This is a genomic window from Inquilinus sp. CA228 (genome assembly GCF_052078665.1).
GTDB lineage: Bacteria > Pseudomonadota > Alphaproteobacteria > DSM-16000 > Inquilinaceae > Inquilinus.
The window spans coordinates 1-25,962 of record NZ_JBQJIK010000101.1 but is presented as its reverse complement, the minus strand read 5'-3'; the positions used below and the strand labels follow the sequence as shown (position 1 = coordinate 25,962).

26 protein-coding genes are annotated in these 25,962 nt (G+C 70.2%); 12 read left to right on the top strand and 14 right to left on the bottom strand.

Annotated features, from left to right (window positions below; translation table 11 throughout):
• A partial coding sequence (locus tag ACTOWL_RS33935) for a calcium-binding protein (RefSeq protein WP_441325723.1) occupies nt 1-733 on the bottom strand: 733 nt, incomplete at its 3' end.
• A 294-nt stretch (nt 734-1,027) separates the two neighbouring features.
• On the opposite strand from ACTOWL_RS33935, the gene ACTOWL_RS33930 reads away from it, so the two are divergent.
• Nucleotides 1,028-1,984: an amidoligase family protein gene (locus ACTOWL_RS33930; RefSeq protein WP_441325722.1), complete on the top strand. Its 957-nt coding sequence runs from the start codon at nt 1,028-1,030 to the stop codon at nt 1,982-1,984.
• A gap of 159 nt (nt 1,985-2,143) precedes the next feature.
• Here the strand turns inward: ACTOWL_RS33930 and gshB are convergent, their stop codons facing one another.
• The 4 genes from gshB to rsmI are packed head-to-tail and all read right to left on the bottom strand — an operon-like array spanning nt 2,144 to nt 5,247.
• Nucleotides 2,144-3,091: a glutathione synthase gene (gene gshB, locus ACTOWL_RS33925; protein WP_441325721.1), complete on the bottom strand. Its 948-nt coding sequence runs from the start codon at nt 3,089-3,091 to the stop codon at nt 2,144-2,146.
• Between the two features lie 8 nt (nt 3,092-3,099).
• A complete protein-coding gene (locus tag ACTOWL_RS33920; protein WP_441325720.1) occupies nt 3,100-3,918 on the bottom strand; it encodes a SirB1 family protein in 819 nt (272 codons plus the stop codon).
• Nucleotides 3,919-3,953: 35 nt separating this feature from the next.
• Nucleotides 3,954-4,328: a YraN family protein gene (locus ACTOWL_RS33915; protein ID WP_441325719.1), complete on the bottom strand. Its 375-nt coding sequence runs from the start codon at nt 4,326-4,328 to the stop codon at nt 3,954-3,956.
• Entirely contained in the window at nt 4,318-5,247 is a 930-nt protein-coding gene (gene rsmI, locus ACTOWL_RS33910) for a 16S rRNA (cytidine(1402)-2'-O)-methyltransferase (protein ID WP_441325718.1), read from the bottom strand. The genes ACTOWL_RS33915 and rsmI overlap by 11 nt, the downstream gene beginning before the upstream one ends.
• Nucleotides 5,248-5,330: 83 nt before the next feature.
• Between rsmI and ACTOWL_RS33905 the strand changes: the two genes are divergently transcribed.
• From ACTOWL_RS33905 to ACTOWL_RS33895, 3 genes are all read left to right on the top strand, one after another.
• Complete coding sequence (locus tag ACTOWL_RS33905) at nt 5,331-6,449, top strand: penicillin-binding protein activator (protein WP_441325717.1); 1,119 nt, start codon at nt 5,331-5,333, stop codon at nt 6,447-6,449.
• 77 nt (nt 6,450-6,526) lie between these two features.
• Nucleotides 6,527-8,122, top strand: coding sequence for a CYTH and CHAD domain-containing protein (locus ACTOWL_RS33900; RefSeq protein WP_441325716.1), 1,596 nt, complete (start codon nt 6,527-6,529; stop codon nt 8,120-8,122).
• Between the two features lie 37 nt (nt 8,123-8,159).
• Nucleotides 8,160-8,786 (top strand): nucleotide-binding protein, encoded by a 627-nt coding sequence (locus ACTOWL_RS33895; RefSeq protein ID WP_441325715.1) that lies wholly within the window; start codon nt 8,160-8,162, stop codon nt 8,784-8,786.
• Between the two features lie 90 nt (nt 8,787-8,876).
• Here ACTOWL_RS33895 and ACTOWL_RS33890 read toward each other — a convergent pair whose 3' ends face one another.
• Both ACTOWL_RS33890 and ACTOWL_RS33885 read right to left on the bottom strand, forming a co-directional pair.
• Nucleotides 8,877-9,266 (bottom strand): RidA family protein, encoded by a 390-nt coding sequence (locus ACTOWL_RS33890; RefSeq protein ID WP_342240349.1) that lies wholly within the window; start codon nt 9,264-9,266, stop codon nt 8,877-8,879.
• 21 nt (nt 9,267-9,287) lie between these two features.
• Nucleotides 9,288-10,184 (bottom strand): PhzF family phenazine biosynthesis protein, encoded by an 897-nt coding sequence (locus ACTOWL_RS33885; protein WP_441325714.1) that lies wholly within the window; start codon nt 10,182-10,184, stop codon nt 9,288-9,290.
• Nucleotides 10,185-10,284: 100 nt separating this feature from the next.
• Between ACTOWL_RS33885 and ACTOWL_RS33880 the strand changes: the two genes are divergently transcribed.
• From ACTOWL_RS33880 to ACTOWL_RS33870, 3 genes are all read left to right on the top strand, one after another.
• Complete coding sequence (locus ACTOWL_RS33880; RefSeq protein WP_441325713.1) at nt 10,285-11,175, top strand: LysR substrate-binding domain-containing protein; 891 nt, start codon at nt 10,285-10,287, stop codon at nt 11,173-11,175.
• A gap of 230 nt (nt 11,176-11,405) precedes the next feature.
• Nucleotides 11,406-11,648, top strand: a complete 243-nt coding sequence (locus ACTOWL_RS33875) for a DUF1127 domain-containing protein (protein WP_441325712.1) — start codon at nt 11,406-11,408, stop codon at nt 11,646-11,648.
• Nucleotides 11,649-11,797: 149 nt separating this feature from the next.
• Nucleotides 11,798-12,493 carry a winged helix-turn-helix domain-containing protein gene (locus ACTOWL_RS33870; RefSeq protein WP_441325711.1) on the top strand — a complete coding sequence of 232 codons (696 nt, stop codon included), beginning with the start codon at nt 11,798-11,800 and terminating at the stop codon, nt 12,491-12,493.
• A 127-nt stretch (nt 12,494-12,620) separates the two neighbouring features.
• On the opposite strand, the gene ACTOWL_RS33865 is transcribed toward ACTOWL_RS33870, so the two are convergent.
• From ACTOWL_RS33865 to ACTOWL_RS33855, 3 genes are all read right to left on the bottom strand, one after another.
• Nucleotides 12,621-13,361, bottom strand: a complete 741-nt coding sequence (locus tag ACTOWL_RS33865) for an SDR family oxidoreductase (protein ID WP_441325710.1) — start codon at nt 13,359-13,361, stop codon at nt 12,621-12,623.
• Between the two features lie 80 nt (nt 13,362-13,441).
• A complete protein-coding gene (locus ACTOWL_RS33860; protein ID WP_441325709.1) occupies nt 13,442-13,978 on the bottom strand; it encodes a TetR/AcrR family transcriptional regulator in 537 nt (178 codons plus the stop codon).
• 131 nt (nt 13,979-14,109) lie between these two features.
• Nucleotides 14,110-14,445 carry a cupin domain-containing protein gene (locus ACTOWL_RS33855; protein ID WP_441325708.1) on the bottom strand — a complete coding sequence of 112 codons (336 nt, stop codon included), beginning with the start codon at nt 14,443-14,445 and terminating at the stop codon, nt 14,110-14,112.
• Nucleotides 14,446-14,592: 147 nt separating this feature from the next.
• On the opposite strand from ACTOWL_RS33855, the gene ACTOWL_RS33850 reads away from it, so the two are divergent.
• The 5 genes from ACTOWL_RS33850 to ACTOWL_RS33830 all read left to right on the top strand — a co-directional run bounded on the left by ACTOWL_RS33850 (nt 14,593) and on the right by ACTOWL_RS33830 (nt 20,602).
• Nucleotides 14,593-15,132 (top strand): MarR family winged helix-turn-helix transcriptional regulator, encoded by a 540-nt coding sequence (locus tag ACTOWL_RS33850; protein WP_441325707.1) that lies wholly within the window; start codon nt 14,593-14,595, stop codon nt 15,130-15,132.
• Nucleotides 15,133-15,244: 112 nt separating this feature from the next.
• Nucleotides 15,245-16,966, top strand: coding sequence for a calcium-binding protein (locus ACTOWL_RS33845; RefSeq protein WP_441325706.1), 1,722 nt, complete (start codon nt 15,245-15,247; stop codon nt 16,964-16,966).
• Nucleotides 16,967-17,054: 88 nt separating this feature from the next.
• Nucleotides 17,055-19,226: a heavy metal translocating P-type ATPase gene (locus tag ACTOWL_RS33840; protein ID WP_441325705.1), complete on the top strand. Its 2,172-nt coding sequence runs from the start codon at nt 17,055-17,057 to the stop codon at nt 19,224-19,226.
• A gap of 57 nt (nt 19,227-19,283) precedes the next feature.
• Nucleotides 19,284-19,703: a Cu(I)-responsive transcriptional regulator gene (gene cueR, locus ACTOWL_RS33835; RefSeq protein ID WP_441325704.1), complete on the top strand. Its 420-nt coding sequence runs from the start codon at nt 19,284-19,286 to the stop codon at nt 19,701-19,703.
• On the top strand, nt 19,700-20,602 hold the full coding sequence (locus ACTOWL_RS33830) for a lipid kinase (RefSeq protein WP_441325703.1): 903 nt from the start codon (nt 19,700-19,702) through the stop codon (nt 20,600-20,602). The genes cueR and ACTOWL_RS33830 overlap by 4 nt, the downstream gene beginning before the upstream one ends.
• Here the strand turns inward: ACTOWL_RS33830 and nhaA are convergent.
• From nhaA to ACTOWL_RS33810, 4 genes are all read right to left on the bottom strand, one after another.
• The gene (nhaA, locus tag ACTOWL_RS33825) at nt 20,568-21,788 is read right to left on the bottom strand and encodes a Na+/H+ antiporter NhaA (protein WP_441325702.1); all 1,221 of its coding nucleotides are present in this window, start codon (nt 21,786-21,788) and stop codon (nt 20,568-20,570) included. The two genes, ACTOWL_RS33830 and nhaA, sit on opposite strands and share 35 nt — an antisense overlap.
• 118 nt (nt 21,789-21,906) lie before the next feature.
• Nucleotides 21,907-22,959, bottom strand: coding sequence for an ABC transporter substrate-binding protein (locus ACTOWL_RS33820; RefSeq protein WP_441325701.1), 1,053 nt, complete (start codon nt 22,957-22,959; stop codon nt 21,907-21,909).
• A 57-nt stretch (nt 22,960-23,016) separates the two neighbouring features.
• Complete coding sequence (locus tag ACTOWL_RS33815) at nt 23,017-24,705, bottom strand: ABC transporter permease (RefSeq protein ID WP_441325700.1); 1,689 nt, start codon at nt 24,703-24,705, stop codon at nt 23,017-23,019.
• Nucleotides 24,702-25,802 carry an ABC transporter ATP-binding protein gene (locus ACTOWL_RS33810; protein ID WP_441325699.1) on the bottom strand — a complete coding sequence of 367 codons (1,101 nt, stop codon included), beginning with the start codon at nt 25,800-25,802 and terminating at the stop codon, nt 24,702-24,704. Before ACTOWL_RS33810 ends, ACTOWL_RS33815 begins: the two co-directional genes overlap by 4 nt.
• Nucleotides 25,803-25,962 lie beyond the last annotated feature (160 nt).

Here is a 25,962-nt window from a genome sequence, read left to right as displayed (position 1 = left end):
GCTGGACGGCGGCGCCGCCGGTGGCGGTGTGATTCAGCAGGTCCACGGTCACCGCCGCCCCGGAGCCCTGGTAGTTGGCGAAATCCGACCCGGCGCCGCCGTCCAGCGCATCGGCCCCGGCGCCGCCGCGCAGGGTGTCGTCCCCGGCGCCGCCGAGCAGCAGATTGACGCCGGCGGCGCCGTAGAGGTGGTCGGCGAAGGCCGAGCCGGTAAGGTTCTCGATGCCGGCCAGCGTGTCACCCTGGGCGTCGCCGCCGGTGCCCTGGCCGGTGCCGAGGTCGACGGTGACCGCCGCGGCCGAGCCGCCGTACCCGGCCGTGTCGATGCCCTCGCCGCCGATCACGGTGTCCGCGCCGGCTGCTCCGGCGATACTGTCGTCGCCGCCGCCGCCCTCGATCCGGTTGCTGCCTTCCTCGCCGACCAGGGTGTCGCCGAAGTCCGACCCGACCAGGTTCTCGATGTCGATCAGCGTGTCGTAATCGGCGTCGCCGCCCGAATTCTCGGCGAGGCCGGCGAAGCTCAGGTTGACGGTCACCGCGGCCGGGGACAGGGCATAGGTCGCCGTGTCGATGCCGTCGCCGCCATCGAGGATGTCGCCGTAAATCGTAGACCCGACCAGCGACCGCCCGCCGAGCCCGGCCAGCACGTCGTCGCCGGCGAGGCCATTGATGAAGTCGGTGTTGGCGGTGCCGGAGACGGTGTCGTCGTCGGGGGTGCCGTTGATGATGGCCATCGCTGCCTCCTGACGGATCCGCACCATCGCTTCCGGTGGGCGGCCGGGTTGCGACCCGGGCCCGGCTGAGTCGGGCCGGCCTGCGATCGGTAGGATTATGCAGATGGCCGGCAGTTTTGGTAAGCCGGATGGGCGGCAATCTGGGACCGGATGCCACGCGCCGGGTCGAGGCCGATCTGCGCGACGCTTCATCGCGACCGGTCGACGCCATGGGCGGCCGGGGACTCGCATTGGCCGTCCGCCCCCCAATATGAGCCGGGAGCCTGCCCGCGAACCAAAGGACCCCGACGGCCCGTGCCGCCAACCGCTTCCTTCCAGCCGCTGCCCGACCCGGCGCCCCAGCCCCCGCGCCTGGTCGGGGTCGAGGTCGAGTTCATGGGGCCGAGCGCCCGGCGCGCGGCGCAAGCCCTGGCCGCCGGTGTCGGCGGTGACGTCGTCGCGGAGGATGCCCATGCCTTCGCGGTGCGGGGCAGCGCCCTGGGCAACCTGGCGGTGGAGCTGGACCTGCGCTATGCCCATCCGCAGCGGCACGGCAAGACCTTGCCGGTGCGGATCGGGCCGAAGGCCGCCGCCGGGCTGGGGTGGCTGGTGTCCGGCGCGGTGCCGCGCGAGCTGATCGTGCCGCCGCTGCCGGCCGACCGGCTGGCCGAGGTCGACCGCATCCTCGACCTGCTGCGCGCGGCCGGGGCCCATGGGCGCGGCGCCACGCCGTTCGGGTCGCTGGGGCTGCATTTCAACATCGACGCGCCGGCCGCGGACCTGCCCCGGATCACCGCGGTGATGCTGGCCTTCGGGCTGATGGAATCGCGGCTGCGACGGGAGATCGCGCAGGGGCGGCGGCGGCTGGAGCGGCATCTGCCGCCGCCCTATCCGCCCGAATTCCTGCACCGGATCGCGGCGCCGGGCTATCGGCCCGACCAGGCCCGGCTGGTCGACGACTACCTGGCCGCCAACCCGACCCGCGACCGCGGCCTGGACCTGCTGCCGCTGCTGCTGAGCCTGGACCCGGCGCGGGTGCGGGCCAAGCTGCCCTATGAGAAGATCGCCGCCCGCCCGGTGTTCCATTACCGGCTGCCCCAGGCCCATCCCGGCGAGAGCGGCTGGAGCATCGCGCCGGACTGGAACCGCTGGGTCGCGGTCGAGCGGCTGGCCGCCGATGGGGAGAGGCTGGCCGCCGCGGCGCGGGCCTATCGCGCCGGGGAGGAGATCTGGGACGCCGTGAGCGGCCCCTTGGCAGACGCGATCACCTGAACGGATGCGAGTGTTCGTTACCTCTCCCGCAAGCGGGAGAGGCAATCTGTTGGTCCGAACCGGCTAGATCGGGAAGGGACAGGGCCGGTGCGCGCGGCCCTGGATGGCCACGCCCCTGCGGGGCTCGCCATGACGGGTCTATATGCCTGACCGCCGGTCCTACATCGCCGCGCGGCGGGCCTCGATGGCGTCCCACAGCACGGCCTCGATCTTGACCCCGTCCAGGCGGTTGATCTCGTGGATGCCGGTCGGCGAGGTGACGTTGATCTCGGTCAGCCAGTCGCCGATCACGTCGATGCCGACGAAGATCTGGCCGGTGGCCCGCAAATCCGGGCCGATGCGGGCGCAGATCTCGCGCTCGCGCTCGGTCAGCACCGTCTTCTGCGCCCGGCCGCCGACATGCAAATTGGCCCGCGCCTCGCCCTCCGACGGCACGCGGCTGACGGCGCCGACCGGCTCGCCCTCGACCAGGATGATGCGCTTGTCGCCCTGGCGGATCTCCGGCAGGTAGCGCTGGATCATGATCGGCTCGCGGTACATCCGCTCATAGACCTCGAGCAGCGCCACCAGGTTCTCGTCGTCCGGCCGGATCCGGAACACGCCGGCGCCGCCATTGCCGTAGAGCGGCTTGACGATGATGTCGCCATGCTCGCGCCGGAAGGCCCGGATCTCGTCGCGGTCGGAGGTGATCAGGGTCGGCGGCATCAGCTCCGGGTAATGCGTGACCAGCAGCTTCTCCGGCGCGTTGCGCACCTCGCGCGGGTCGTTCACCACCAGGACGCGGTCGGCGACATGCTCCAGGAGGTGCGTCGCGGTGATGTAGCCCATGTCGAAGGGCGGGTCCTGGCGCATCAGGATGACGTCGACGGCGCCGAGATCGAGCGTCTCTCCCTCGGCGAAGCTGAAATGGGCGCCGCGCACCGCCTGCACCGTCAGCGGCCGGGCCCTGGCGGTCAGCCTGCCGTCGCGCAGGGACAGCGCCCGCGGCAGATAGTGCCACAGGCGGTGGCCGCGGGCCTGCGCCTCCAGCGCCATGGCGAAGGTCGAATCCCCGCCGATGTCGATGGTCTCGATCGGGTCCATCTGGATGGCGACGGCAAGGCCCATGATTGTTCTCAATTGAGACTGGTGCGGAAGGATTGGAGCAGGATCGCGGCCTCGTGCCGCTGGACCTCCGGCTCGCCCGGGGCGGAGACGTAGCGGTCGAGCGCATCGATCGCCGCGCGCATGTTGCCGAGCCGGGCGTAGAGGATGCCGGCCTCGCGCAGCAGCGGCGCGTGCTGGGGGGCGAAGCGGCGCATCGCCTCGATCACCGACAGCGCCTTGGCGAAATCGCCGGCGCGGATGTGGCGGACCTTCAGGTTGTTCTGCAGCCTGAGCAATATGTCGCGGTCGGACACCGGCTCGTAATGCTCGGGCGTCAGCTCGGCCCCGGCGTCGAGCACGGCCTTCAAGAGGTCGCGCAGCTCGCCCGGGCCGCGATTCATGCCGGCGTGGAACGGGTCGAGGATGGTGCGGGACCCGCCGGCGTCGAGCCGGACCAGGAAATGGCTCGGGAAGTTCAGCCCGACCATGGTCCAGCCCTGGGCCCGGGCGACGTGCAGATAGAGGATGCCGAGCGTCACCGGCAGGCCCTTCCGCCGGTCGATCACCCGCATCAGGTTGGCGTTCTGCAGGTCGTCATAGCTGTCGACGTCGCCGGCATAGCCCCAGCGCCGGGCCAGCACCGCGGTCATCGACTCGGCCGGCGACAGCCGATCGGCCTCGCGCGCGACGTCGCCGACCAGCTGGTCGAGATGGCGGCGGTACCAGTCGAACCCGACGCCGCGCGGCCGGTCGAGCGCCGCCAGCGCCAGCGCCGCCTCGGCGAGATCGATGGCGTCGTCCGGCTGAGCGCCGGCGCGGTCGAGTATCGACTGGATCGTCGGGTCCATGATCCTGACTTAGCCCGACTCCGCCGCTGATTCCACTACCGATCGACCTGCCAGGCGTTGGCGATATGGACAGGCCAGCGCCAGGGCCGCACCACCACCAGATCGAAGCGCAGATCATGGTCCCGGGCGTAGCGCGGCTGCTGCGCCAGGAACAGGGTGGCGGCCCGCTGCAGGCGTTCGCGCTGGCGCGGCTGCAGCGCCAGCAGGCCGCTGGCCAGGTCGGGCCGCGCCTTGACCTCGATGAAGGCGACGGTGCGGCCGCGCCGGGCGACGATGTCGACCTCGCCGAGCGGTGTCTTCAGCCGCCGCGCCAGGATGCGCCAGCCCTTGGCCCGCAAGAGCCACGCCGCCGCGCGCTCGGCCCGCAGGCCGAAGGTTTCGGCCCGGCGGCGAGACTCGTCATTTCTCATCGGCGAGGTCGAGCGCCAGGCGGTAGACCTCGCGCTTCGGCTCCCCGGTCGCCGCCGCCACGGCCTCGACCGCGTCGCGCAGGCTCATGCTGGCCAGGGCGCGGCGGAGCTGGCCGGCCAGGTCCTCCTCGCTCGGCCGGGCCGCGGCGCCGGGCGGGCCGATGACGATGACGATCTCGCCCTTGGGCGGGCCGGCCGCGGCGTAATGCGCCGCCAGCTGCGGCAGCGGGCCGCGCCGCACCTCCTCGAACAGCTTGGTCAGCTCGCGAGTCACCGCCGCCTCGCGGTCGCCCAGCACCGCCGCCAAATCGGCCAGGCATTCCGGCAGCCGGTGCGGCGCCTCGAACAGGATCAGGGTGGCGGCGATCGGCGCCAGCTCGGCCAGGAAGGTGCGGCGGGCGGCGGATTTCGGCGGCGGGAACCCGGCGAACAGGAAGCGGTCCGACGGCAGGCCGGACAGCAGCAGCCCGACCAGCGGCGCCGAGGCCCCGGGCAGGCAGGTCACCATCAGCCCTTCGTCGCGCGCCGCCCGGGCCAGCTTGTAGCCGGGGTCGGAGATCAGCGGCATGCCGGCGTCGGAGACCAGCGCGATCGCCTCGCCCTCGGCGATCCGGCGCAGGATCTTCGGCCGCATCTCGGCGGCGTTGTGCTCATGATAGGGAATCAGCTTGGTGCGGATGCCGTGGATCGACATCAGCCGGCCGGTCGTGCGGGTGTCCTCGCAGGCGATCGCGTCGGCGTCGCGGAGCAAATCCAGCGCCCGGAGCGTTATGTCGCCGGCATTGCCGATCGGGACCGCCGTCAGGTACAGGCCCGGCCGCGGTTTACTCGGCGATGCAGCGCCGGTAGGGTCGGCGGCAGAGGGCCGCCGCTGCCCGGCGCCGCTGGATGGTCGAGAGTGAGGGGGCGTCCGTGACACTATTCGCGACAGTCGCAGGGGGATCGATGGGCCGGGGTCGGTCGAGGCTGAACCGCCTCGTGCGTCTTGCAGGCGCCGCCACGATGGCCGCGGCGCTCGCCGCCTGTGCCCAGACCGTACCGAGGCCGACCCCGATCACGCAAGCGCCGACGCTGGCGCCCAGCGCGCCGACCCGGCCGGATGACGGGGTGCTGCGGGTCGGGCTGCTGCTGCCGCTGACCGGCGGCAGCGCCGCGCTCGGCGAGGCGATGCAGCGCGCGGCGCAGATGGCGGTGTTCGACACCGGCACCCAGGTCGAGCTGCTGCCGCGCGACACCGGCGACAACCCGGCCACCGCCGGCGAGGCCGCACGGTCGGTGATCGCCCAGGGCGCCGACATCATCCTCGGCCCGCTGTTCAGCAAGTCGATCAGCCCGGTGGCGCAGCAGGCCCGCGCGGCCGGCATCAACGTCGTCGCCTTCAGCACCGACACCGCCCAGGCCGGCGGCAACGTGTTCCTGCTGAGCTTCCTGCCGCAGCAGGCGATCGACCGGATCGTCGGCTACGGCGCCAGCCAGGGCATGCGCCGCTACGCCCTGCTGGCGCCGCGATCGGCCTATGGCCAGCTGGTCAGCCGGGCGCTGACCGAGGCCGCGGTCAAATACAGCGTCGAGGCGCCGGTGATCGAGCTGTACGACAGCAAGCTGTCCGACCCGACGGAGCTGCAGCAGAAGCTGCAGGCGACCCAGGTCGACGCCGTGATCGTGGCCGATGTCGGCAACCGGCTGAGCGTGGTGGCGCCGATGCTGGGCTATTCCGGCATCACCGCCAAGCTGATGGGCACCGGCCAGTGGGACGACCCGCAGGTCAACCGTCAATCCTATCTGGCGGGCGCCTGGTACGCCGCGCCCGACCCGTCGCGCCGCGCCGATTTCGAGAGCCGCTACGCCCAGCAGTTCGGCGGCCCGCCGCCGCGGCTGGCGACGCTGGCCTATGATTCGGTGGCGCTGACCGCGTCGCTGGCCAGCCAGCCGGCCGCCGGCAGCAACCCGTTCAACACCACGGCGCTGCAGGACCCGAACGGCTTCGTCGGCATCGACGGCATCTTCCGCTTCGGCCCGAACGGCTTGGTGCAGCGCGGCCTGGCGGTGCTGCAGGCGGAGCCGAGCGGGCCGACCGTGGTCGAATCGGCACCGGACAGCTTCTCGGGCGCCGCGTTTTAGGATAGGTACGACAACTCGTTTCGGGTAGATAGGCGATTATGACGTTATTGTGACGTTGTTTCGCCCGGGAGATGCCGATGTCGACCGTTCAGCCGAACCGGCCGAACGAACAGCCGAGCGGGGGCGGCCTGCCCCCGGAAGCGCCTGTCGAGATCGAGCTGAAGCTGCGCGTGGCGCCGGGCGACCTCGACCGGCTGCGCGCGGCCGATGTGCTGACGCGGATCGCGGCCGGGCCCGGCACCACCCGGTCGCTGACCTCCTTCTACTACGACACGCCGGACTGCGCGCTGCAGCGCCGCGGCATCACCCTGCGGGTGCGCCGGATCGGCCAGCGCTTCGTCCAGAGCCTGAAGACCGAGCGCCGCGGCGACGGCCTGGCCCGCGGCGAATGGGAGGTGGCGCTGCCGGCGATGGTGCCGGCGCCCGACGCCTTCGACGACCCGGCGGCCAAGGCCCTGCTGGACGGCGTGCCGGTCGAGGCGCTGACCCATCTGTTCACCTCGCGGATCCAGCGCGAGACCCGGATCCTGTCGCTGCCGGACGCGGTGGTCGAATGCGCCTTCGACACCGGCACGATCGAGACCCGCGACGCCAGCGACCCGGTGGCCGAGGTCGAGCTGGAGCTGAAGGAGGGCCGCGCCGCCGCCCTGTACCGGCTGGCGCTAGCCTTCCTGGACGAGGTGCCGCTCAGGGTCAGCGAGGTGACCAAGGCGGAGCGCGGCTACCGCCTGGTGGCGCGCCGCCCGCCCGGGGTGATGTACGACCCGAAGACGCCGGTGACCTCGCGCATGACGGTGGACGAGGCGATCGCCGTCGTGCTGGCCCGCTGCCTGCGGCACTGGACCGCCAACGAGGCGGCGGCCGAGGATGGCGGCGACCCCGGCGGCGTGCACCAGATGCGGGTGGCGCTGCGCCGGCTGCGCTCGGCCCTGACCCTGTTCAAGAAGACCGTGCCCTCGCCGACGCTGGACTGGCTGCGCGAGGAGTCGAAATGGCTGGCCGGCGCGCTGGGACCGGCGCGCGACTGGGACGTCTTCCTCGGCGCCACGATCGAGCCGCTGGACACGATGCGGCCGGACGATTCCGGCATCGGCGCCCTGCGTGCCGCGGCGCAGCGCCAGCGCGAGGCCGGCTATGCCGCGGTGCGCCAGGCCCTGGCCGATCCGCGCTGCGCCCGGCTGCACCTGACCCTGGGCGAATGGCTGGAGCGGCGGGGCTGGCGCGACCACGCCTCGACCGCGACGCTGACCGCGCTGGTCGAGCCGATCGACGGGCTGGCCGGGCGGCTGGTCGCCGGGGCGCATCGCAAGGTGGTGACCAGCGGCCGCCATCTCGCCCGGCTCGACCCGCATCAGCGGCACCAGGTGCGGATCGCGCTGAAGCGGCTGCGCTACGCCATGGACTTCTTCCGGCCGCTGTTTGCGGAGAAGCGGGCCAAGCCCTTTGCGTCGCAGCTGTCGAAGCTGCAGGACGCCTTCGGCCATCTCAACGACGTCGCCACCGCCGAGGCGCTGCTGCAGCGCGTGGCCGCCGACTCCGCCGATCCGGCGCTGCACCGCGCCGCCGGCATGGTGCTGGGCTGGCACGCCCGCGGCGCCGAATCGACCGAGCCGGAGCTGCTGGCGCAATGGGATGCCTTCCGCGCCGTGAGGCCGTTCTGGACCAGGGAATGAGAGGCCTCCGGGCCCGGACAATGGGAGGGATGCCGGCATGATCTCCGTGCTCGTCGCGAACACCAAGGGCGGCTGCGGCAAGACCACGATCGCGACGACGCTGGCTTCGGCCTTCGCCGGGCAGGGCCACTTCACCGTGCTGGCCGATGTCGACCGCCAGCATTCCAGCCTGGACTGGGCCAAGCGGCGGCCGGACGGCGCGCCGGCCCTGGCGGGGCTGGACTGGGCGAAGTCGGAGTTCGCGGTGCCGAAGGATGCCGAGCGGGTGGTGATCGACGCCCCGGCGGCGCTGAAGATGAAGGATGTCGAGGCGCTGGTGAAGATGGCGGACGTGATCATCCTGCCGGTGCTGCCCTCGGCCTTCGACGAGGCGGCGACCCGCCGCTTCCTGGACCGGCTGGAGGAGCTGAAGCCGATCCGCAAGAGCCGCGCCGCGGTGGCGATCGTCGGCAACCGGATGCGGGTGCGGACCCGGGCGGCGGCCCAGCTCGACGCCTTCCTCGGCGGGCTGGGCCACACGGTGGTGTCGCGGATCCGCGACAGCACCGCCTACACCGAGGCTGCGGCCGACGGCCTCAGCGTGTTCGACCTGCGCGGCCGCCGCGCCGAGGATCTGCGCGCGGACTGGGCGCCGCTGCTGCATCACATCGAGAAGGCCGGATGAGGTTTTGCCTCTCCCGCTTGCGGGAGAGGCAATCCGAAAACGCTCGACGTCCTACCCCAAACCATCATGCTTCAGGAGGACAGGCCTGTCTCAGCCCTGCGCCGGCAGCCGGGCCGTGGCCTCGATCTCGACCCGCATATGCGGCTGCACCAGCTGGGCGAAAATCGTGGTGTTGGCCGGCCGGGCCGCGTCGCAGTGGCGGCGGATGATCGGCACGATGCGCTCGAACTCCGCCTGGCTCGTGACGTAGATCACCACCCGCACCAGATGCTCCAGCCCCGCCCCGGCCTGGCCCAGCGCCCAGGCGATGTTGCGGAAGCAGTTCTCACACTGGCTTTCGACATCCTCCGGGAAGGAGAAGTCGGTCGCGTCGAAGCCGGTGGTGCCGGAGACGAAGACCCAGCCGTCGGCCACCACGGCCCGGGCGTAGCCGGCGCGGTCCTCATAGGGCGAGCCGGTGAAGATGCGGGTTCCGATCATGGTCTGTCCTTTCGGTGAACGTCAGAGATACAGCGCGCCGCCGGCGACGGTGACGCAGCGGCCGCGCAGCTCGACCCGGTATCCATCCGGACCGGCCGCCAGCCGCACCGCGATGCGGCTCGGCCGGCCGAGCGCATGGCCCTGCTCGATCGCGACCTCGCCGGCAGCCGGCACCAGGCCGCGTTCGGCCAGGTGCCAGGCCAGCGGGCCGGCGGCGCTGCCGGTCGCCGGATCTTCCCACAGCCCGACGGTCGGGTTGAAGAAGCGCGCATGGGCCGCGGCCGACGGGTCGATCGGGTCGAGGCTGTAGAGGTAGCAGCCCTGCGCCCCGGCCCGGCGCAGCTCCGCCAGCAGCCGGGCGGCGTCCGGGCCGGCCGCCGCCACCCCGGCGCGGTCGCGGACCTGGACCATGAGATGCGGCGCGCCGGTGGAGACCGTGCGGGGGTTGGGCAGCAGGTCGCCGCCGCGCAGGCCCAGCGCCGCCGCCAGCGCCGCCGGATCGGGATGCTCCGCCAAGGCCTGCGGCTCGCTTTGGGTCAGGCCGATCGAGGCGAGCGTGCCGGACCGCGCCTCGACCGCGACCGGCAGCAGCCGGCCGCCGAGCTGCTGCCGCAGCGCCAGGCCGTCGCCGAGCGGGCCGAGCCGCCCCGATTCCGCCAGCCACCACCAGGCGCCGAGCGCATTGTGGCCGGCGCCCGAGACCTCGGCCCCGGCCGGGGAGAAGGACCGCAGCCGGGCCGCGGCGCCGGGCTCGGTCGGCGACAGCAAAAAGGTGGTCTCGGACTGGTTGAGCTCGCGCGCGATCCGGCGCAGCAGGGCCTCGTCCAGCCCGTCCGCCTCCGGCACCACGGCCAGCGGGTTGCCGGCCAGCGGCGCGTCGGCAAAGACGTCGACCAGATGGAACGGGACGGTCGTCATGGCGAGCCTTGAATTGGCCTCAGGATCCGGCGGCATCATTTCGTTGCAATGGCGCCGGATCCAAGCGAGATTTCCTCAACGGTATTGAGGAAATCTCAACATGTCCCTGCCTTCGCTGAACGCGCTGCAGGCGGCCGAGGCGGTGGGCCGGCTCGGCTCGCTGTCGCGCGCCGCCGCAGCGCTGGGCGTGACCGCGAGTGCGGTCAGCCACCGGCTGCGCGGGCTGGAGCAGCAGCTGGGGCTCGGCCTGTTCGAGCGCGGCGAGGCCGGGCTGATCCCGACCGCGGCCGGCCGGCGCCTGCTGCCGGGGCTGAGCGAGGGCTTCCAGCGCATCGCCGCGGCGGTGGCCGAGGCGACGGCGCAGGAGCGCGGCACCGTGACCGTCACCTGCGGCCTGGCCTTCGCCGCGAAATGGCTGGTGCCGCGGCTGGTCGGCCTGGCCGCGCGCCATCCGGAGCTGGAGGTGCGGCTGGTCACCACCAGCCGGCTGGTCGAGTTCGACCGCGAGGACATCGATCTCGGCATCCGCTTCGGCCGCGGCCGCTGGCCCGGCCTCAAGGCCGAGCTGGTGGCGCCGCAGCCCTTGATCCCGGTCGCGAGCCCGGCGATCGTCGCCGCCCTGGCCGACCCGGCGGCGGGACCGGCGGTGCCCATGATCGAGGACGAGCAGAGCCTGTTCGGCTGGGATGCCTGGCTGGCGGCCGGCGGGCCCGCCGGCCAGGCCGCCCATCCACGCCGCCGCTTCCCCGACGCGTCGCTGGCGGTCGAGGCCGCCCTGGCCGGGCACGGCGTCTGGCTGGCCTGGCCGCTGCTGGTCGACGAGGCGCTGCAATCCGGCCGGCTGGTCCGCGCCTTTCCCGACCGCATCGACGCCGGCCTCGGCTACTGGCTGGTCTCCACCCCCGCCCGCTGGCGCCGCCCCGAGGTCGCCCGGTTCCGCGGCTGGCTCACCAGCACGCTCGGGGACACGCGGCCGATGGAGCCAAGCTAAAGGGCGCGCTCGGCCATTGTTCGGCTATCTGGAATTCTGATGACAGAATTCCAGTGTTGAGCGGGTTTGCCGAACAAACCACCTAAGCTGGACGAAGCTGCGGTTTAGGCCGCTCCGAAAAGGGCGGCGCCACGCTTCATCGCCGTCGCGCGACGAGGCCGCCCGACGTCGGCATCCCGACAAGCTCTGCGCGGAATGCGACCTCGAGCCTCGTCACAAGGAACGAAGCCATGAGTGACTCGACGATGGGACGTCACGCGGCCCAGGCCGCGGGCTGGAGCCGATTCAGGGCCGGGGTCGTGCATTTCATCACCTGGGTCCGAGCCGAACACCGGGTCCGTCACGACCTGGCCGAGCTGCGGGCGGCCGACGACCGGCTGCTGGCCGATATCGGGCTGGCGCGAGGCCAGATCGACCATGCCGTGCGGCATGGCCGCTGGTGCGACAGTGCGGACAGTAACGTCCTCCCATAAATCGCCGAATGGCAGACGCGAGTCCTCTGATAGCGGACCGGACGAATCCGGACTGTGGAGCTTCTCCGATCATGAACAGCGATATCCCGGCGATCAGGGTCCCAGCAGCGTCGGCGAAGTCCGGGAACGACCATCCGGCGCAAATCCTGATGATCAAAGGCGATCCGGTGAATGTGGACTCGATCGTCGTTTACCTCGACCGCTACGGCTTCCATGTCAGAACGAGATCGAGCGTGCAGGACGGGCTGCGCGACCTGGCCGCCAGGGCGCCGGATCTGGTGATCCTGGACCTGCATTTCGGCCGGGCCGAAGGGCTGGAGGCGCTGCGCGCGATCCGGTCGCAGTCCGACGTGCCGGTGATCATCATCACCGACAACCGGGACGACGAGCTCGACCGCGTCCTGAGCCTGGAGCTCGGCGCGGATGATTGCATCACCACGCCCGTCGGGCTGCGCGAGCTGGTGGCCCGGATGCGGGCCGTGCTGCGGCGGCGGCTGGCCGTCTGCCCGACGCAGGGGCCGGACCGTGGCCGCTACCGCTTCGGCGGCTGGGTCCTCGACCGCCGCCACCACAGCCTGACCGATCCGGCCGGGTCGCCCGTCGGCCTGTCGAAGGGTGAGTATGCGCTGCTGGTCGCCTTCCTCGACGCGCCGCAGCGGCCGCTTTCCCGCGTGCACCTGCTGCAGGCCACGCGGCTGCACGAGGACATCTTCGACCGGTCGATCGACGTGCAGGTGCTCCGGCTCCGGCGGAAGCTGGAGCAGGACCCGGGCGCGCCGCGGCTGATCCGGACCGAGCGCGGCGTCGGCTACAGCTTCACCGCAGCTGTCGACCATCTGTTCTGAGAATCGGTGCATCGCCACCGCGATTGGCCGGCAGCGGCATCCGCTTCGGCTGCCGGCCGGATCCGCCGCCACAGGCTTGCGGCTTCGTGCCCGCGTCGCCCCGGCGGCCGTGCCGGATCGTCGGGCTTCAAAGCACGAAGCCGCCGTCGATGGTGAGGCTCGCGCCGGTCATGTAGCCGGACTCGTTGCCGGCGAGATAGGACACCAGCGTCGCCACCTCCCGCGGCTGGCCCACGCGGCCGATCGGAACCATCTCGGTCAGGGCGGGAATGTGCCCTTCGTTCATGTCCGTATCCGTCGGCCCCGGCTGGATGTTGTTGACGGTGATCCGGCGTGGCGCAAGATCGAGCGCGATGCCCTTGACCATGGTCGCCACCGCCGCCTTGGTCATGGCGTAGACGCTGGCGCCCCGCACGCTCGCCCGGATCGCCGTGTTGCTGCCGATGGTGATGACGCGGCCGCCGTCGCGCATCTCTGCCGTGGCCGCCTGGATGGCCAGGAACACGCCCCGGACATTGATGTCGAGCATCCGGTCCAGATCCTCGAGGCTGTAAGTGTCCACCGTCGCGAGACGCAGGATGCCGGCATTGACCACCACGGCATCGATCGGACCGAAGCGCTCCACCGTCCGCGCCACAGCGGCGCGGATCGCCGCCGGGTCGGCGCTGTCGGCCTCGATCGCCATCGCCCGGCCGCCGCTTTCCTCAATGGTCCGGACCACCTGTTCCGCCCTGTCCGGCCGGGAGACATAGGTCAGCGCGACTGCGAACCCGTCCTCGGCCAGCCGCGTCGCGGCCGCGGCGCCGATGCCGCGCGACCCTCCGAACACCAGCGCCACCTTCTGCCGAACCACCGTCTTGTTGCTCATCTCCGGCTCCATTCTTGACTGATTAGTCCATAACTAGCCATGACAAAGCCGGCCGGGGCCGGCCGGGGCCGGCCGGCCCCTTACCGTGCTTTCAGTCGATCGATGGCGAACGCCGCCATCCGGTGCAGATCCTCAAGCCCGGCACCGCCGCGCGCGGCGAGCTGAAGCCCGGTCATCGTCATCTGGATGAAATCCGCGGCATCCCCGGCATCCATCTCCGGGGCGATCTCCCCGCCCGCCTGTCCCTCGCGGATACGCTCGACCAGCCGGGCCTGCAGCAGCGGCGCCGCCTTCGCCCTCAACGCCGCGACCTCCGGATCGGACGCGCCGAACTCGCCGACCGAGCCCACGCCCATGCAGCCCAGGCCCCGCAGCCCGTCATCCTCGGCGACCAGGCCGAGGAGCAGATTGCGGAGGCCGGCCAGCGGCGAGGCGGGCGTACCCAGCCGCTTCAGATGGCTGGCCACCGTGCCGTGTTGGTAGGCCTCCAGCGCCTCGAGATAGAGACGCCTCTTGTCGCCGAAGGCGTTGTAGAGGCTCTGCCGGCCGATCCCCATCGCCTGAACAAGGTCGTCGGTCGAGGTCGCAGCGAACCCCTTGGCCCAGAAGACCCGCATCGCCCGTTCCAGGGCGTCGCTGCGATCGAATTCCCGTGGTCTCACCATGCGCCTTGGATAAGGATTATGGACTGATCAGTCAATAATCCTTTCGCCGGTCTTCCGTCGCCGTCCTGCGGAACGGGATCGCGTCACGCCGGCGCCTGCAGGATCGTGTCGCTGGGATGGATGCCGATCAGCTCGAGCCGCCCGGCGCCGACATTCTCGAAGCGATGCGGCACGTTGGCGGCGGCGACGACGATGTCGCCCGGATAGCCCCGCGTCGTCTCACCGCCGACGGTGAATTCGGCCTCGCCCTGCCGGACGATCCAGGTCTCGGGATAGGGGTGGACATGCAGCGTCGATCCCTGGCCCGGCGCGGCGTCGACCAGGAAGCACGACACCGCGCTGCCGAAGTCGCGGCCCTCGAAGCGGACGGTCCGGCTCTGGCCCGGCTGCGGCTCCTGATGGCGACGGACCTGGAACATCCCCGATCTCCCTTGCGCGCCGCCGGCGGCGGCAAATTTATCTTCGTGAGAAGATATATCGGCAAGTTATCTTCTCGTCAAGATATCTTGGCCGGCCACCCCGGAAGGCGTATGTGTCGCCTGCGGTGCGGCGCAGGAGAGGGACGGATGACGGACGACACGACCGGGGATCGCGCGGACCATGTCGACCGGCTGCGCCGGCAATGGGCGCGGGAGCTGCCCGACCTCGACACCGAGCCGATGGCGATCCTGGGGCGGGCCTACCGGCTTTCGAACCTGGTGCGCCCCGGCATCGAGGCGACCTTCGCCGGTTTCGGCCTGGACCGCGGCGAGTTCGACGTGATCGGCACCCTGCGCCGGTCCGGGCCGCCCCACCGGCTGACGCCGACCGAGCTGTACACCGCGCTGATGATCTCGTCGGGCGGCCTGACCCACCGGCTGGACCGGCTGGAGAAGGCGGGGCTGATCCGGCGCGAGAAGTCGCCGCATGACGGGCGCAGCGTGCTGGTGGCGCTGACCGAGGCCGGCGCGGCGCGGGCCGAGGCGGCCTTCCGCGCCGACATGGCCCATGAATCGCTCTGCCTGCAGGCCCTGGACACACGGGAGCGCGCGGCGCTGGCGGCCCTGCTGCGCAAGCTGATCGCCGGCATCGAGACCGATCCGGCGCGAAGCGGGGGGCCGGGCTGACGGCAGGCGCCGGCGACATCCTTGGTTATGCGCTGACGGAGACGGGGTCTCTCCTGTAAACTGCCCTCGTCTGGGATTTTCAACAAAACTCCGCAATCTCAGGGAGGCAGCCTTGGCGAACTACTTCTTCACCGTGGACGGGCCGGAGGTGGGTTCGGTCGGCCCGGGCGAGCAGGCCGTGGTCGGCAATCTCGCCTTCTTCGACACGACCGACACCGTGACCGGCGCGGCGAACGCGATCCTCGGCTTCTCGATCGTCGGGGACATGGTCCTGAACCTCACCGGCTATGCCGGCATCACCGGCTTCGCCAACCTTTCGCCGCAGAGCACCGGCGGCACGGTCAACCTGACGATCGGGCAGGATTTCTACACCGGCAACGCCGCCAGCGGGCTGCTGTCCGTCCTCGCGTTGGCGAGCGTCCAGGTGATCCTCAACGCCAGTGCGCTCAACGCCGGCAGCGCGGTGCTGCTGCAGTCCTTCTCGGGCACGGCCGATATCCTGACCGGCGGGGCCGCCAACGACAGCCTCGTGGGCGCCGGCGGCGCCGACCAGTTGAACGGCGGCGCCGGCATCGACACCGCGCGCTACGAGCTGTCGCCCGGCGCCGTGACGGTCGATCTGGCCGCCGGCACGGGCACCGGCAGCGACGCCCAGGGCGACGCCTACAGCAGCATCGAGGGCGCCACGGGGTCGGCCTTCAACGACCGGCTGCTCGGCGATGCCGGCACCAACCTCCTGTTTGGCCTCGACGGCGACGACGTGCTGCGCGGCGGCGCCGGGGCCGACGCCCTGGTCGGCGGCGCCGGCATCGACCAGGCGAACTACCAGGGCTCGAGCGTATTTGTGTTCGTCGACCTGCGGATCGGCCTGTGTATCAACGGCGATGCCCATGGCGACCAGCTGACCGGCATCGAGAACCTCTACGGCTCCAGCCACAACGACACCCTCTCCGGCTCCGACGCCCGCAACGTCATCGGCGGCGAGGCCGGCAACGACCTGATCAGGGGCAATGCCGGCGACGACTCGCTTGCCGGCGAAACCGGCAACGACGTCATCGACGGCAATGACGGCAACGACCGGGTTGTCGGCGGCGCCGGGGTCGACCTCCTGCACGGCGACGCCGGCAATGATTCGATCGACGGCGGCACCGAGAGCGACCAGCTGTTCGGCGATGCCGGCAATGACGGCCTCGTCGGCGGCGCCGGCGACGACGGGCTCGACGGCGGCGACGACAACGACATCCTCGAGGGCGGGGCCGGGGCCGACACCCTGACCGGCGGCGCCGGCATCGACACGGCGAGCTATGTCGCCTCGACCGCCGGCGTGACCCTAACCATCGGCAGCACCTCCACCGGCGGCGATGCGGCAGGCGACGCCCTGCTGCTGGTCGAACAGGTGATGGGCTCGGGCTTCCTCGACGTGATCACCGGTGACGCCGGCGCCAATGCGCTGTGGGGCATGGCCGGCGACGACGTGCTGACTGGGGCCGGCGGCGCCGATGTGCTGAAGGGCGGCGCCGGCAACGACCACTTCTCGTATGCCGCAACCGGCGACAGCACCGTCGCGGCCGCCGGCCGGGACACGATCATGGACTTCGGCAGCGGCGACCTGATCAACCTGGCGCTGATCGACGCCGACGGCAATGGCGGGAACGGCGACACCGCCTTCACCTTCGGCACCGGCGCCTTCACCGGGGCGGGGCAGATCCGGGTCCTGGCCTTCGCCGCCAACCGCTACGGCGTCTATCTCGAGACCACCGGCAACAATGTCGAGGACGCGATCATCACGGTCTATTCCGACCACGCGCTGACCGCGGCGGATTTCGTCCTGTAGCCGTGCATGGCCCGGATTGCGCCCGTTGCATGACCGGGTCCTGATGGGGGCTTGACCTTCCAGCTTCTGGAAGCCCCATCTCCTGGTCATGACCACGACATCGACCGTCCGACTGGACATCACCGGCATGACCTGCGCCGCCTGCGCGACCCGGGTCGAACGCGCCCTGTCCCGCACGCCCGGCGTGCAGAAGGCCACCGTCAACCTGGCGCTGGAGCGGGCGGACATCGCCGTCGCCCCGGACGGGCCGGACCGCGCCGCGCTGGCCGAGGCGGTGCGCGGCGCCGGCTACGAGGTGCGCGCGCCGGCCGCCAATGCCGAGGACGAAGGCCGGCCCTGGATCGAGACCGCGACTTTGGCGGCGGCGATCCTGCTGACCCTGCCGCTGGTGCTGAACATGGTGGCGATGACGCTGGGCCTGCCCTGGCACCTGTCGCCGATCACCGAGCTGGTGCTGGCGACGCCGGTGCAGTTCTGGGCCGGCGCCCGCTTCTACCGCGGCGCCTGGGCTTCGCTGCGCCATGGCAGCCCCGGCATGGATGTGCTGGTCGCGCTCGGCACCAGCGCCGCCTGGGGCTACAGCGCGGTGCAGGTGGCGCTGCACGGCGATGCGACGATGGGCCATCTCTATTTCGAGGCCGCCGCCGTGGTGATCACGCTGGTGCTGCTGGGCAAGCGGCTGGAGGCGCGGGCCAAGCGCGGCGCCGGCGCCGCCCTGCGCGCGCTGATGGCGCTGCGGCCGGAGACGGCGCGGGTGCTGACCGCGGACGGCCCGGTCGAGCGGCCGGTGGCCGACCTCGAGCCCGGCGACCGCATCCTGGTCCGCCCCGGCGAGCGTGTCCCGGTCGACGCCCGGGTCGAGGCGGGCGAGAGCGAGGTCGATGAATCGCTGGTGACCGGCGAGAGCCTGCCGGTGGCCAAGCGGCCGGGCGACACGGTCGCCGCCGGCGCCCTGAACGGCACCGGTGCCCTGACCCTGGCGGCGACGGCGGTGGGCGAGGATTCGACCATCGCCCGCATCGTCCGGCTGGTCGAGGCGGCGCAGTCCGGCAAGGCGCCGATCCAGAAGCTGGTCGACCGCATCAGCGCCGTGTTCGTGCCGATCGTTCTGGCCCTCGCGATCCTGACCTTCGCCGGCTGGCTGGTCGCCGGCGGCAGCCTCGACCAGGCGCTGGGAGCGGCCGTGGCGGTGCTGGTGATCGCCTGCCCCTGCGCCATGGGGCTGGCGACCCCGGCCGCGATCGTCACCGGCACCGGCGCCGCCGCCCGCGCCGGCATCCTGATCCGCGACATCGAGACGATCGAGCGGGCACCCAAGATCGACACCGTGGTGTTCGACAAGACCGGCACCCTGACCGAGGGCCGGCCGGCGGTGACCGCGGTGATCGCCCCCGCCGGCGATGCGGATGCGCTGCTGGCCCTGGCCGCCGCGGTGCAGGCCGGCAGCGAGCATCCGCTGGCCCGGGCGGTGGAGGCCGAGGCGGCACGGCGCGGCCTGGCGGTTCCGGCCGCCAGCGGCATCGCCGCCCGGCCGGGCCGCGGCGTCATCGGCACGGTCGACGGCACAAGGGTCGCCATCGGCAACGCCGCGCTGATGCGGGAGATCCAGGCGGTCCTGCCCGAGGCGCTGGCGCAGGCGATCGGCGGGCACGAGGCCGAAGGCCGCACCGCCATGCTGGTCGCGGTGGGGGGCGAGGTGCGCGGCGCCATCGCCGTCGCCGATCCGCTGAAGCCCGGCGCGGCCGAGGCGGTGGCGCGGCTGGTGGCGGCCGGCATCGCCGTCCGGATGCTCAGCGGCGACGCCCGCGCCGTGGCCGACAGCGTCGCCGGAAAGGTCGGCATCGCCGCGGTCGACGCCCCGGTGCGGCCGGAGGAGAAGGCCGGCACCGTGGCCCGGCTGCACGCCGGCGGCGCCCGGGTGGCGATGGTCGGCGACGGCATCAACGACGCCCCCGCTTTGGCCGAGGCCGATCTCGGCATCGCCATGGGCGGCGGCGCCGACGTGGCGATGGAGGCGGCGGCGATCACGCTGATGCGGCCCGACCCGCGGCTGGTGGCCGATGCGCTGGCGATCAGCCGGGCGACCTGGAACAAGGTGCGGCAGAACTTGTTCTGGGCCTTTGCGTACAACGTGGTCGGGCTGCCGCTGGCGGCGCTGGGCCTGCTCAATCCGGCGATCGCCGGCGCGGCGATGGCGCTGAGCAGCATCAGCGTCGTCGCCAACGCGCTGCTGCTGCGGCGCTGGCGGCCGCGGGTTTAGGCGCTTGCGCAGCGGGCATCCGATGCGGTCCACTGCACCGGCGAGGGAGACGAGGCGATGAACATCGGCGAGGCGGCGCGGCATTCGGGCCTGCCGGCGAAGACCATCCGCTACTATGAGGAGATCGGGCTGGTCCGGCCGGACCGGCGCGACAACAACTACCGCGACTACGGCGCCCATGCGCTGGAGGTGCTGCGCTTCCTGCGCCGGTCGCGCGAGTTCGGCTTCACCATCGAGCAGTGCCGCGCCCTGCTGACCCTGTACGAGGACCCGACGCGGTGCTCGTCCCGGGTGAAGGCGCTGGCCTCGAGCCGGATCGGCGAGATCGACGACAAGATCCGCGAGCTGGAGGCGCTGCGCGAGAGCCTGGGCAAGCTGGTGCACGAGTGCCCCGGCGACCACGACCCCGACTGCCCGATCATCGACGAGCTGGCCGGCGCGCCGGCGCAGCGCCCGACGATCGCCGCGATGCGATGATCGCCCGCCGGGCGCTGTTCCTGGTCAACCCGAAGGCCAGCCGGGCCGAGACCGGCCTCGACGCCGTGATCAAGACCCTGACCGATGGCGGGGTCGAGCCGGTGCGGCCGCTGAACGACGATGTCGACACGCTGATCCGGCGCCACGCCGCCGCGGTCGAATGCGTCATCATCGGCGGCGGCGACGGCACGCTGAACCGCGCCGCGCCGGCGCTGATCGAGACCCGCCTGCCGCTCGGCATCCTGCCGCTCGGCACCGCCAACGACCTGGCGCGGACCTTGGAGCTGCCGGCGGACCCGGTGGCCGCGGCGCAGGTCATCGTCGACGGCAGGCTGCGCGCCATCGACCTGGGCGAGGTCAATGGCCGGCCCTTCTTCAACGTCGCCAGCCTGGGCATGGGCGTGGAGCTGGCGAAGGCGCTGGACGGCGACACCAAGAAGCGCTGGGGCCGGTTCGGCTATGCCCTGGCGGCGCTGCGGCTGATGCGACGGCTGGAGCGCTTCTCGGCCGAGATTCGCATCGACGACGGGCGGGTGATCCGCGGCAAGAGCATCCAGATCGCGGTCGGCAACGGCCGCTTCTACGGTGGCGGCATGACCGTCGCCCCGGAGGCGTCGCCGGATGACGGCATGCTCGACGTCTATTCGATCGAGGTCGACCACTGGCTGTGGCTGGCGCTGATGTACCCGTCCTTCCGCGCCGGCCGGCACGGCCGCTGGGACGAGGTGCACGCCTTCCGTTGCCGGTCGGTCGAGATCCGCACCCGCCGGCCGCGCGACGTCAACACCGACGGCGAGGTCACGACCCACACCCCGGCGACATTCCGGGTGCTGCCGAAGGCGGTGCGGGTGTTCAGTCCGCCGCTCAATCTGGCGCCGGCACCGGCGGCCGCCGGCTGACCGCGACCAGCCACAGGCTGCCGAGCACTGCCGCGACCAGCGACCCCGCCAGCACGCCCATCTTGGTCGCCGCCTGCAGCGCCGGGTCCTCGAAGGCCAGCGAGCCGATGAACAGGCTCATGGTGAAGCCGATGCCGGCCAGCACCGAGACGCCGCCGAGTTGGGCCGTGGTCGCCCCGGCCGGCAGGGCCGCGAAGCCGAGGCGGATCGACGCCCAGGCGGCGACGCCGACGCCGAGCGACTTGCCGACCACCAACCCGGCGGCGATGCCGAGCGGCACCGGTTCGAGGAAGCTCGACAGGCTGGCCCCGGCGAAGGAGACGCCGGCATTGGCGAAGCCGAAGATCGGCACCACCAGGAAGGCGACGACGTCGTGCAGCCCGTGCTCGAGCCGCAGCAGCGGCGGCTCGTCCTCATCCTCCGCGGTGCGGTCGAGCGGCACCAGGAAGGCCAGCACCACCCCGGCCAGCGTGGCGTGCAGGCCGGATTTCAGCACGAACAGCCAGACCACGGCGCCGACCACGAGATAGGGCCACAGCGCCTGCACCCGCAGCCAGTTGAACAGGCACAGCAGGGCGACGCCGGCGACGGCCCAGGCCAGGAACGGCAGCGAGATGTCGCCGGTGTAGAACAGGGCGATGATCACCACCGCGGCGACGTCGTCGATGATCGCCAGCGCCGTCAGGAACACCTTCAGCGACACCGGCACCCGGCTGCCCAGCAGCGACAGCACGCCGAGGGCGAAGGCGATGTCGGTCGCGGCCGGGATCGCCCAGCCGCGCAGCGCCGTCGGGTCGTCGACATTGATCACGGCGTAGATCAGCGCCGGCAGCACCACGCCGCCGACCGCGGCGATGCCGGGCAGCATCAGCGTCTCGCGCGACGACAGCTCACCCTGCAGGATCTCGCGCTTGATCTCGAGCCCGACCAGCAGGAAGAACACCGCCATCAGCCCGTCATTGACCCAGTGCAGCAGCGTCTTCTCGAGCGCCAGGTTGCCGAAGCGCAGGCCGATCGGCAGGTGCAGCAGGCTGTCATAGGCGCCGGCGAGGGGCGAGTTGGCGGCGATCAGCGCCAGCACCGCCACCGCCATCAGCACGATGCCGCCCGCCGCCTCGATCTCGAGGAAGGAGCGGATCGCCGAGATCGGCTTGCGGACCAGCCAGGTCTTCACGGTCTCGGGCATCGGCTCCTGTCCGGCGTCGCGTCGAGGACGACACGTTGGGCGATTGGCGGGGCCGGCTCAACCGGAATCCGGTTGCGGCCGGTCGCGAGCGACGCCGGGCGCCTGGGTCCGTATTTTCCTATTTGCCGAAGAGCGCCAGGAATTCGTCGCGGTAGGGCTGGAACTTGCTCTGCCAATCCGCTGCGCCATAGACGATCAGCGCAGCACGCGACGGATATTCCACACCTTCGGCGACCGGAGCGGCAGAGGCGGGATTTGCGCCATAGGCATAGGCCTTGGCGATGGCATCGCCGCCGCGCTTGCTTGTGACCCAATCGAGGAAGAGCGTGGCGGCGTTGGGGTTCCTCGCGCCGGCTGCGACACCACCGGTGATCCCAAAGGACGGAACGCCTTCTTTCGCGAAAATTATCCTGACTGGCGCACCGGCCCTCATCTGGGCGAGCACAAGCTCGCCGATCGGGCCGACCGCAACGCCGAGATCGCCGCGGGCCAGGTCCGTGGTGAGGGGCGAAACGCCTTCGTACAACCGCGGATTGCGAGCCTTCAGATCCGCCCAGTAGGTCGGGCTCAGGTCGCGCATAAGGCCATATTGGGCAAGGACGGAGCCACCGTCGAGAATGGTGATGCCGAGTTGTCCATCGTATTTGGGATCCAGCACATCCTTGTAGCCGGTGGGCCAATCCGCTTCCGGGATCACCGCCGTGTTCACGGCGATGACGGTCGTGGAGTTGATGTAGGTGTACCAGCGGCCTTCCGGTTCCTTGAGCGTCGCGTCGATCGCGTCGAAGGACGGAACCTTGTGGGGCACGTCGAGGATGCCGCGCTTGACCAGATCGGCGATCAGCAACATGTCGGTCAGGTCGATGAAATCCGCCGCCAGGGCGCCGGCTTGATGTTCGGACACGATACGCTGGAACAGCGGCGACGATGACAGGCGGATATAGTCCACCCGGACTCCGGTATCGGCCGTGAAAGCCTCATGGATCGGCCGGATATTGTCCGCCGGAAAGGCACCGTAGTGAACGAGATGGCCTTCCGCTTTTGCCGCGGCCAGGGTTGCAGCCGGCGAGATGGTTTCTCCATCAATGACCAGAGCTTCCTGGGCATGGGCGCTCGTGCATATCGCCAGAGTGATGGTCAATGCGCTCGCGAGACGGTTGATGATGCTCATTCCAGTGCGCTCCCCCTGTTTGGTTTGTCGTTGATCGTCGTCCGTTTTTGCTCCGCTTCACAGGCTGGGAGTCATCCAGCGCCGGCCGACAAGTGTTATGACTCCGAGCAGCAGCGAATAGAGAAGTGATAGCGAAGCCACGTAGTCCCATGTACCGGACTCATAGCTCTCGAGCAGCATGATCGAGAGAACGCGTGTGTAGGTTGTCGAGAGGAACAACGCGGCGCCGACCTCGCGCAGGCCAAGGACGAACAGCAGGAATACCGTGGCGAAGATGCCGCCGCGCAGAAGCGGGACGATGATGCGACGCACGGTCTGCATCCGGGTCGCCCCGCAGATCAGGGCCGCATCTTCCAGATCGTCATGAATCTGGCTGATCGAGGACGCGATCGCCCGGTAGCCTTGCGGCATGAAGCGGGGGATGAAGGCCAGGATGATGATGAACACGGTCCCGTAGATGGGCAGCGGAGATCCGACCCACAGCCAGAGAGTGCCCATGGCCAGCAGCAGCGCCGGAATGGCCAGCGGGAGCATGGCGACGTATTCGAGCATCTGCCGGCCGGGCAGTCTGGTCCGGGTCACCACATAGGCGATCGCAAAACACAGCGCGGTCCCGAGGATGGCGGCGGTCGACGCGACGATCAGGCTGTTGATGAAGCCCGCGTGGATCTCACGGTTGCTCAACACCTGCATCAGGCGGGTCGTGCTCAGCTGCGAAACGTCGAAGAAGGCTGCCGTGTTCGGTATGTACATGTTCGCCCGAAACGACCCCAGAAGCAGGGCCAGCACCGGCAGAACGATCGAAACCGTGAAGTAGAGGACCACAAGGCCGAACGCCAGCCACTTCCAGGGACCGAGCGCGACCGGGCGCTGATTCAGACCCTTCCCCGTCACGGTTCGATAGTCATTCCGGCCAAGCACCCAGCGCTGAGCGTAGAGCAGGCCGCACACGACCGCGGCCAGGACCAGCGCCATTGCGCTGGCGCCGTTGGCGTCATAGGGCGACTTGGTCATCATGTAGTAGATGCGGATCGACAACGTTTCGAGGCCGACCGGGCTGCCGAGGATCTGCGGGATCGAAACGTTCTCGATCATCAGAACCAGGTTGATGATCATCGATCCGAAGATCGCTGGCTTGACCAGGGGAAAGACGATCCGCCGGGTTGCGCGCAACGGATTGGCGCCGTGCACGGCCGCCGCATCCTCCATGTCGGAGGTCACCAGCGTCAGGGCAGCGTAGGTGAACAGGAACGGATAGGGCACATGGTAGAGCCCTTCGGCAAAGATGAATCCCCCGAGGCTGCGCATATTGATGCGAAAGGGGACGCCCAGATCGGCAAGAACGATATTGAGATAGCCGGAATTGCCCGTTCCCAGCAGCGACCAGGTCACCGCCGCAACCAGCACGGAGATGAAGAGCGGCAGCAACCCGGTGAGATGGATGAACGACTTGCCGGGGACATCCGTCCGGGCCACGAGCCAGGCCAGAAGGCAACCGATCACCGTCGCCAATAGCGTACCGCCTACGGCAACGACAATGCTGTTGATTGCGGCACCGGCGACTTTGGCTGAGAACAGCAGCCCGAAGTTGCTGAGCGTGAACTCGATATCGTTGCCTGAATTGGGCACGCCGGTCACGAAAGCGGTCTGCACCACCGAAATCATGGGAATGATGACCAGAACCGCCAGCAGGCCGATGAGAAGCAGCAAAAATGCGTTTCGGCGCAATGCGTTGGCCGTGATCACGGTGCGCTCTTGGGCAGCAGGAGAATGGCTGCGGGCTTGATCGACAGCACGACATTCGTACCGACCCGGGCCTGTGACGGGACATGCATATCGAAGGCTTCGATCGTGATCCCGCTCTCCAGGCGAACGCGATTGTGGATGTGCGAACCCATGAAACTCGCGAGCGTCACCTCTCCCGACACGGTGTTTGGACCAGCCGGCATGCCGGCTTGCTTGAGGGCTACACTCACATCGCCGGGACGAATGCAGGCAAAGTGACCGCCTGATCCGGCGAGCGGAGGTGTTGCCGCAACGAACTCGCCGTCGATGCCCTCCATCCGAAAGCGGGTTCCGCTATCGTCGGTGGAGATGATCTCGGCGGGGAACACGTTCTGATAGCCGATGAATGCGGCAATCGTGCTCGACCTGGGCCGGTTGTAGACGGTGATCGGCTCATCGCGCTGGAGGACGTTTCCGGCCTCCATGACGGCGACCTCGTCGGCGAGCGCCAGAGCCTCCTGCTGATCATGCGTGACGAACACCGACGTGATCGAGAAGCGGGTCTGAAGCTCCTTCAATTCGATGCGCAGATGGTCTCGCAGGCGGGCGTCGAGATTCGACAGCGGTTCGTCGAAGAAAAGCACTGCCGGCCGCATCACCATGCTGCGGGCCAGTGCCACGCGCTGCATCTGGCCGCCGCTGAGCTTGCTGGCCCCGCGATCCGCCATGTCCTGGAGGCCGACGATCTGCAGCATGTCGTGGACCTTGTCTCGAATCTCATCCGCCGGCAGCGACTTCATCTCGAGCGGGAAGGCCACATTCTCGTAGACGCTCATATGCGGCCAGATTGCATAGGACTGGAACACCATCCCGACATTGCGCTGATTGACCGGGATGTTGGTGCCCTTGGCGCTGTCGAAGACGGTACGCCCGCCGATGTCGATACGCCCGCCATTCGGTTGTTCAAGCCCGGCAAGACAACGCATGATCGTGGTCTTGCCGCAACCGGAAGGCCCCAGCAGCACAAGCATCTTTCCTTGTTCGATCTCAAAACTGACGTCGGCGATCGCAGTCAGCGCGCCGAATTGTTTCTTCAGGTTTTGGACGCGGATCGACAATTGGGCCAAACCTTCATGAGACAGATGCGCTTTGAGACCGTTTGGAAATTGCGGATGGGGGCTTTCTCGGCGAGCGAGGATATGATTCAAGCTATGGATGTGGACGGAACAGAGCCGTGGCCGGATGGCCGAGATCGCAAAGAAGACCAAGCGCTATCCG

Coding starts and splice junctions, on each gene's coding strand:
- ACTOWL_RS33850 (WP_441325707.1), top strand. CDS start 14,593: ATGACGGACGACACGACCGGGGATCGCGCGGACCATGTCGACCGGCTG.
- ACTOWL_RS33840 (WP_441325705.1), top strand. CDS start 17,055: ATGACCACGACATCGACCGTCCGACTGGACATCACCGGCATGACCTGC.
- ACTOWL_RS33880 (WP_441325713.1), top strand. CDS start 10,285: ATGTCCCTGCCTTCGCTGAACGCGCTGCAGGCGGCCGAGGCGGTGGGC.
- ACTOWL_RS33860 (WP_441325709.1), bottom strand. CDS start 13,978: ATGCGGGTCTTCTGGGCCAAGGGGTTCGCTGCGACCTCGACCGACGAC.
- ACTOWL_RS33855 (WP_441325708.1), bottom strand. CDS start 14,445: ATGTTCCAGGTCCGTCGCCATCAGGAGCCGCAGCCGGGCCAGAGCCGG.
- ACTOWL_RS33915 (WP_441325719.1), bottom strand. CDS start 4,328: ATGAGAAATGACGAGTCTCGCCGCCGGGCCGAAACCTTCGGCCTGCGG.
- ACTOWL_RS33890 (WP_342240349.1), bottom strand. CDS start 9,266: ATGATCGGAACCCGCATCTTCACCGGCTCGCCCTATGAGGACCGCGCC.
- ACTOWL_RS33905 (WP_441325717.1), top strand. CDS start 5,331: ATGGCCGCGGCGCTCGCCGCCTGTGCCCAGACCGTACCGAGGCCGACC.
- cueR (WP_441325704.1), top strand. CDS start 19,284: ATGAACATCGGCGAGGCGGCGCGGCATTCGGGCCTGCCGGCGAAGACC.
- ACTOWL_RS33870 (WP_441325711.1), top strand. CDS start 11,798: ATGATCAAAGGCGATCCGGTGAATGTGGACTCGATCGTCGTTTACCTC.
- ACTOWL_RS33895 (WP_441325715.1), top strand. CDS start 8,160: ATGATCTCCGTGCTCGTCGCGAACACCAAGGGCGGCTGCGGCAAGACC.
- gshB (WP_441325721.1), bottom strand. CDS start 3,091: ATGGGCCTTGCCGTCGCCATCCAGATGGACCCGATCGAGACCATCGAC.
- ACTOWL_RS33820 (WP_441325701.1), bottom strand. CDS start 22,959: ATGAGCATCATCAACCGTCTCGCGAGCGCATTGACCATCACTCTGGCG.
- ACTOWL_RS33875 (WP_441325712.1), top strand. CDS start 11,406: ATGAGTGACTCGACGATGGGACGTCACGCGGCCCAGGCCGCGGGCTGG.
- nhaA (WP_441325702.1), bottom strand. CDS start 21,788: ATGCCCGAGACCGTGAAGACCTGGCTGGTCCGCAAGCCGATCTCGGCG.
- ACTOWL_RS33920 (WP_441325720.1), bottom strand. CDS start 3,918: ATGGACCCGACGATCCAGTCGATACTCGACCGCGCCGGCGCTCAGCCG.
- ACTOWL_RS33830 (WP_441325703.1), top strand. CDS start 19,700: ATGATCGCCCGCCGGGCGCTGTTCCTGGTCAACCCGAAGGCCAGCCGG.
- ACTOWL_RS33885 (WP_441325714.1), bottom strand. CDS start 10,184: ATGACGACCGTCCCGTTCCATCTGGTCGACGTCTTTGCCGACGCGCCG.
- ACTOWL_RS33900 (WP_441325716.1), top strand. CDS start 6,527: ATGTCGACCGTTCAGCCGAACCGGCCGAACGAACAGCCGAGCGGGGGC.
- ACTOWL_RS33865 (WP_441325710.1), bottom strand. CDS start 13,361: ATGAGCAACAAGACGGTGGTTCGGCAGAAGGTGGCGCTGGTGTTCGGA.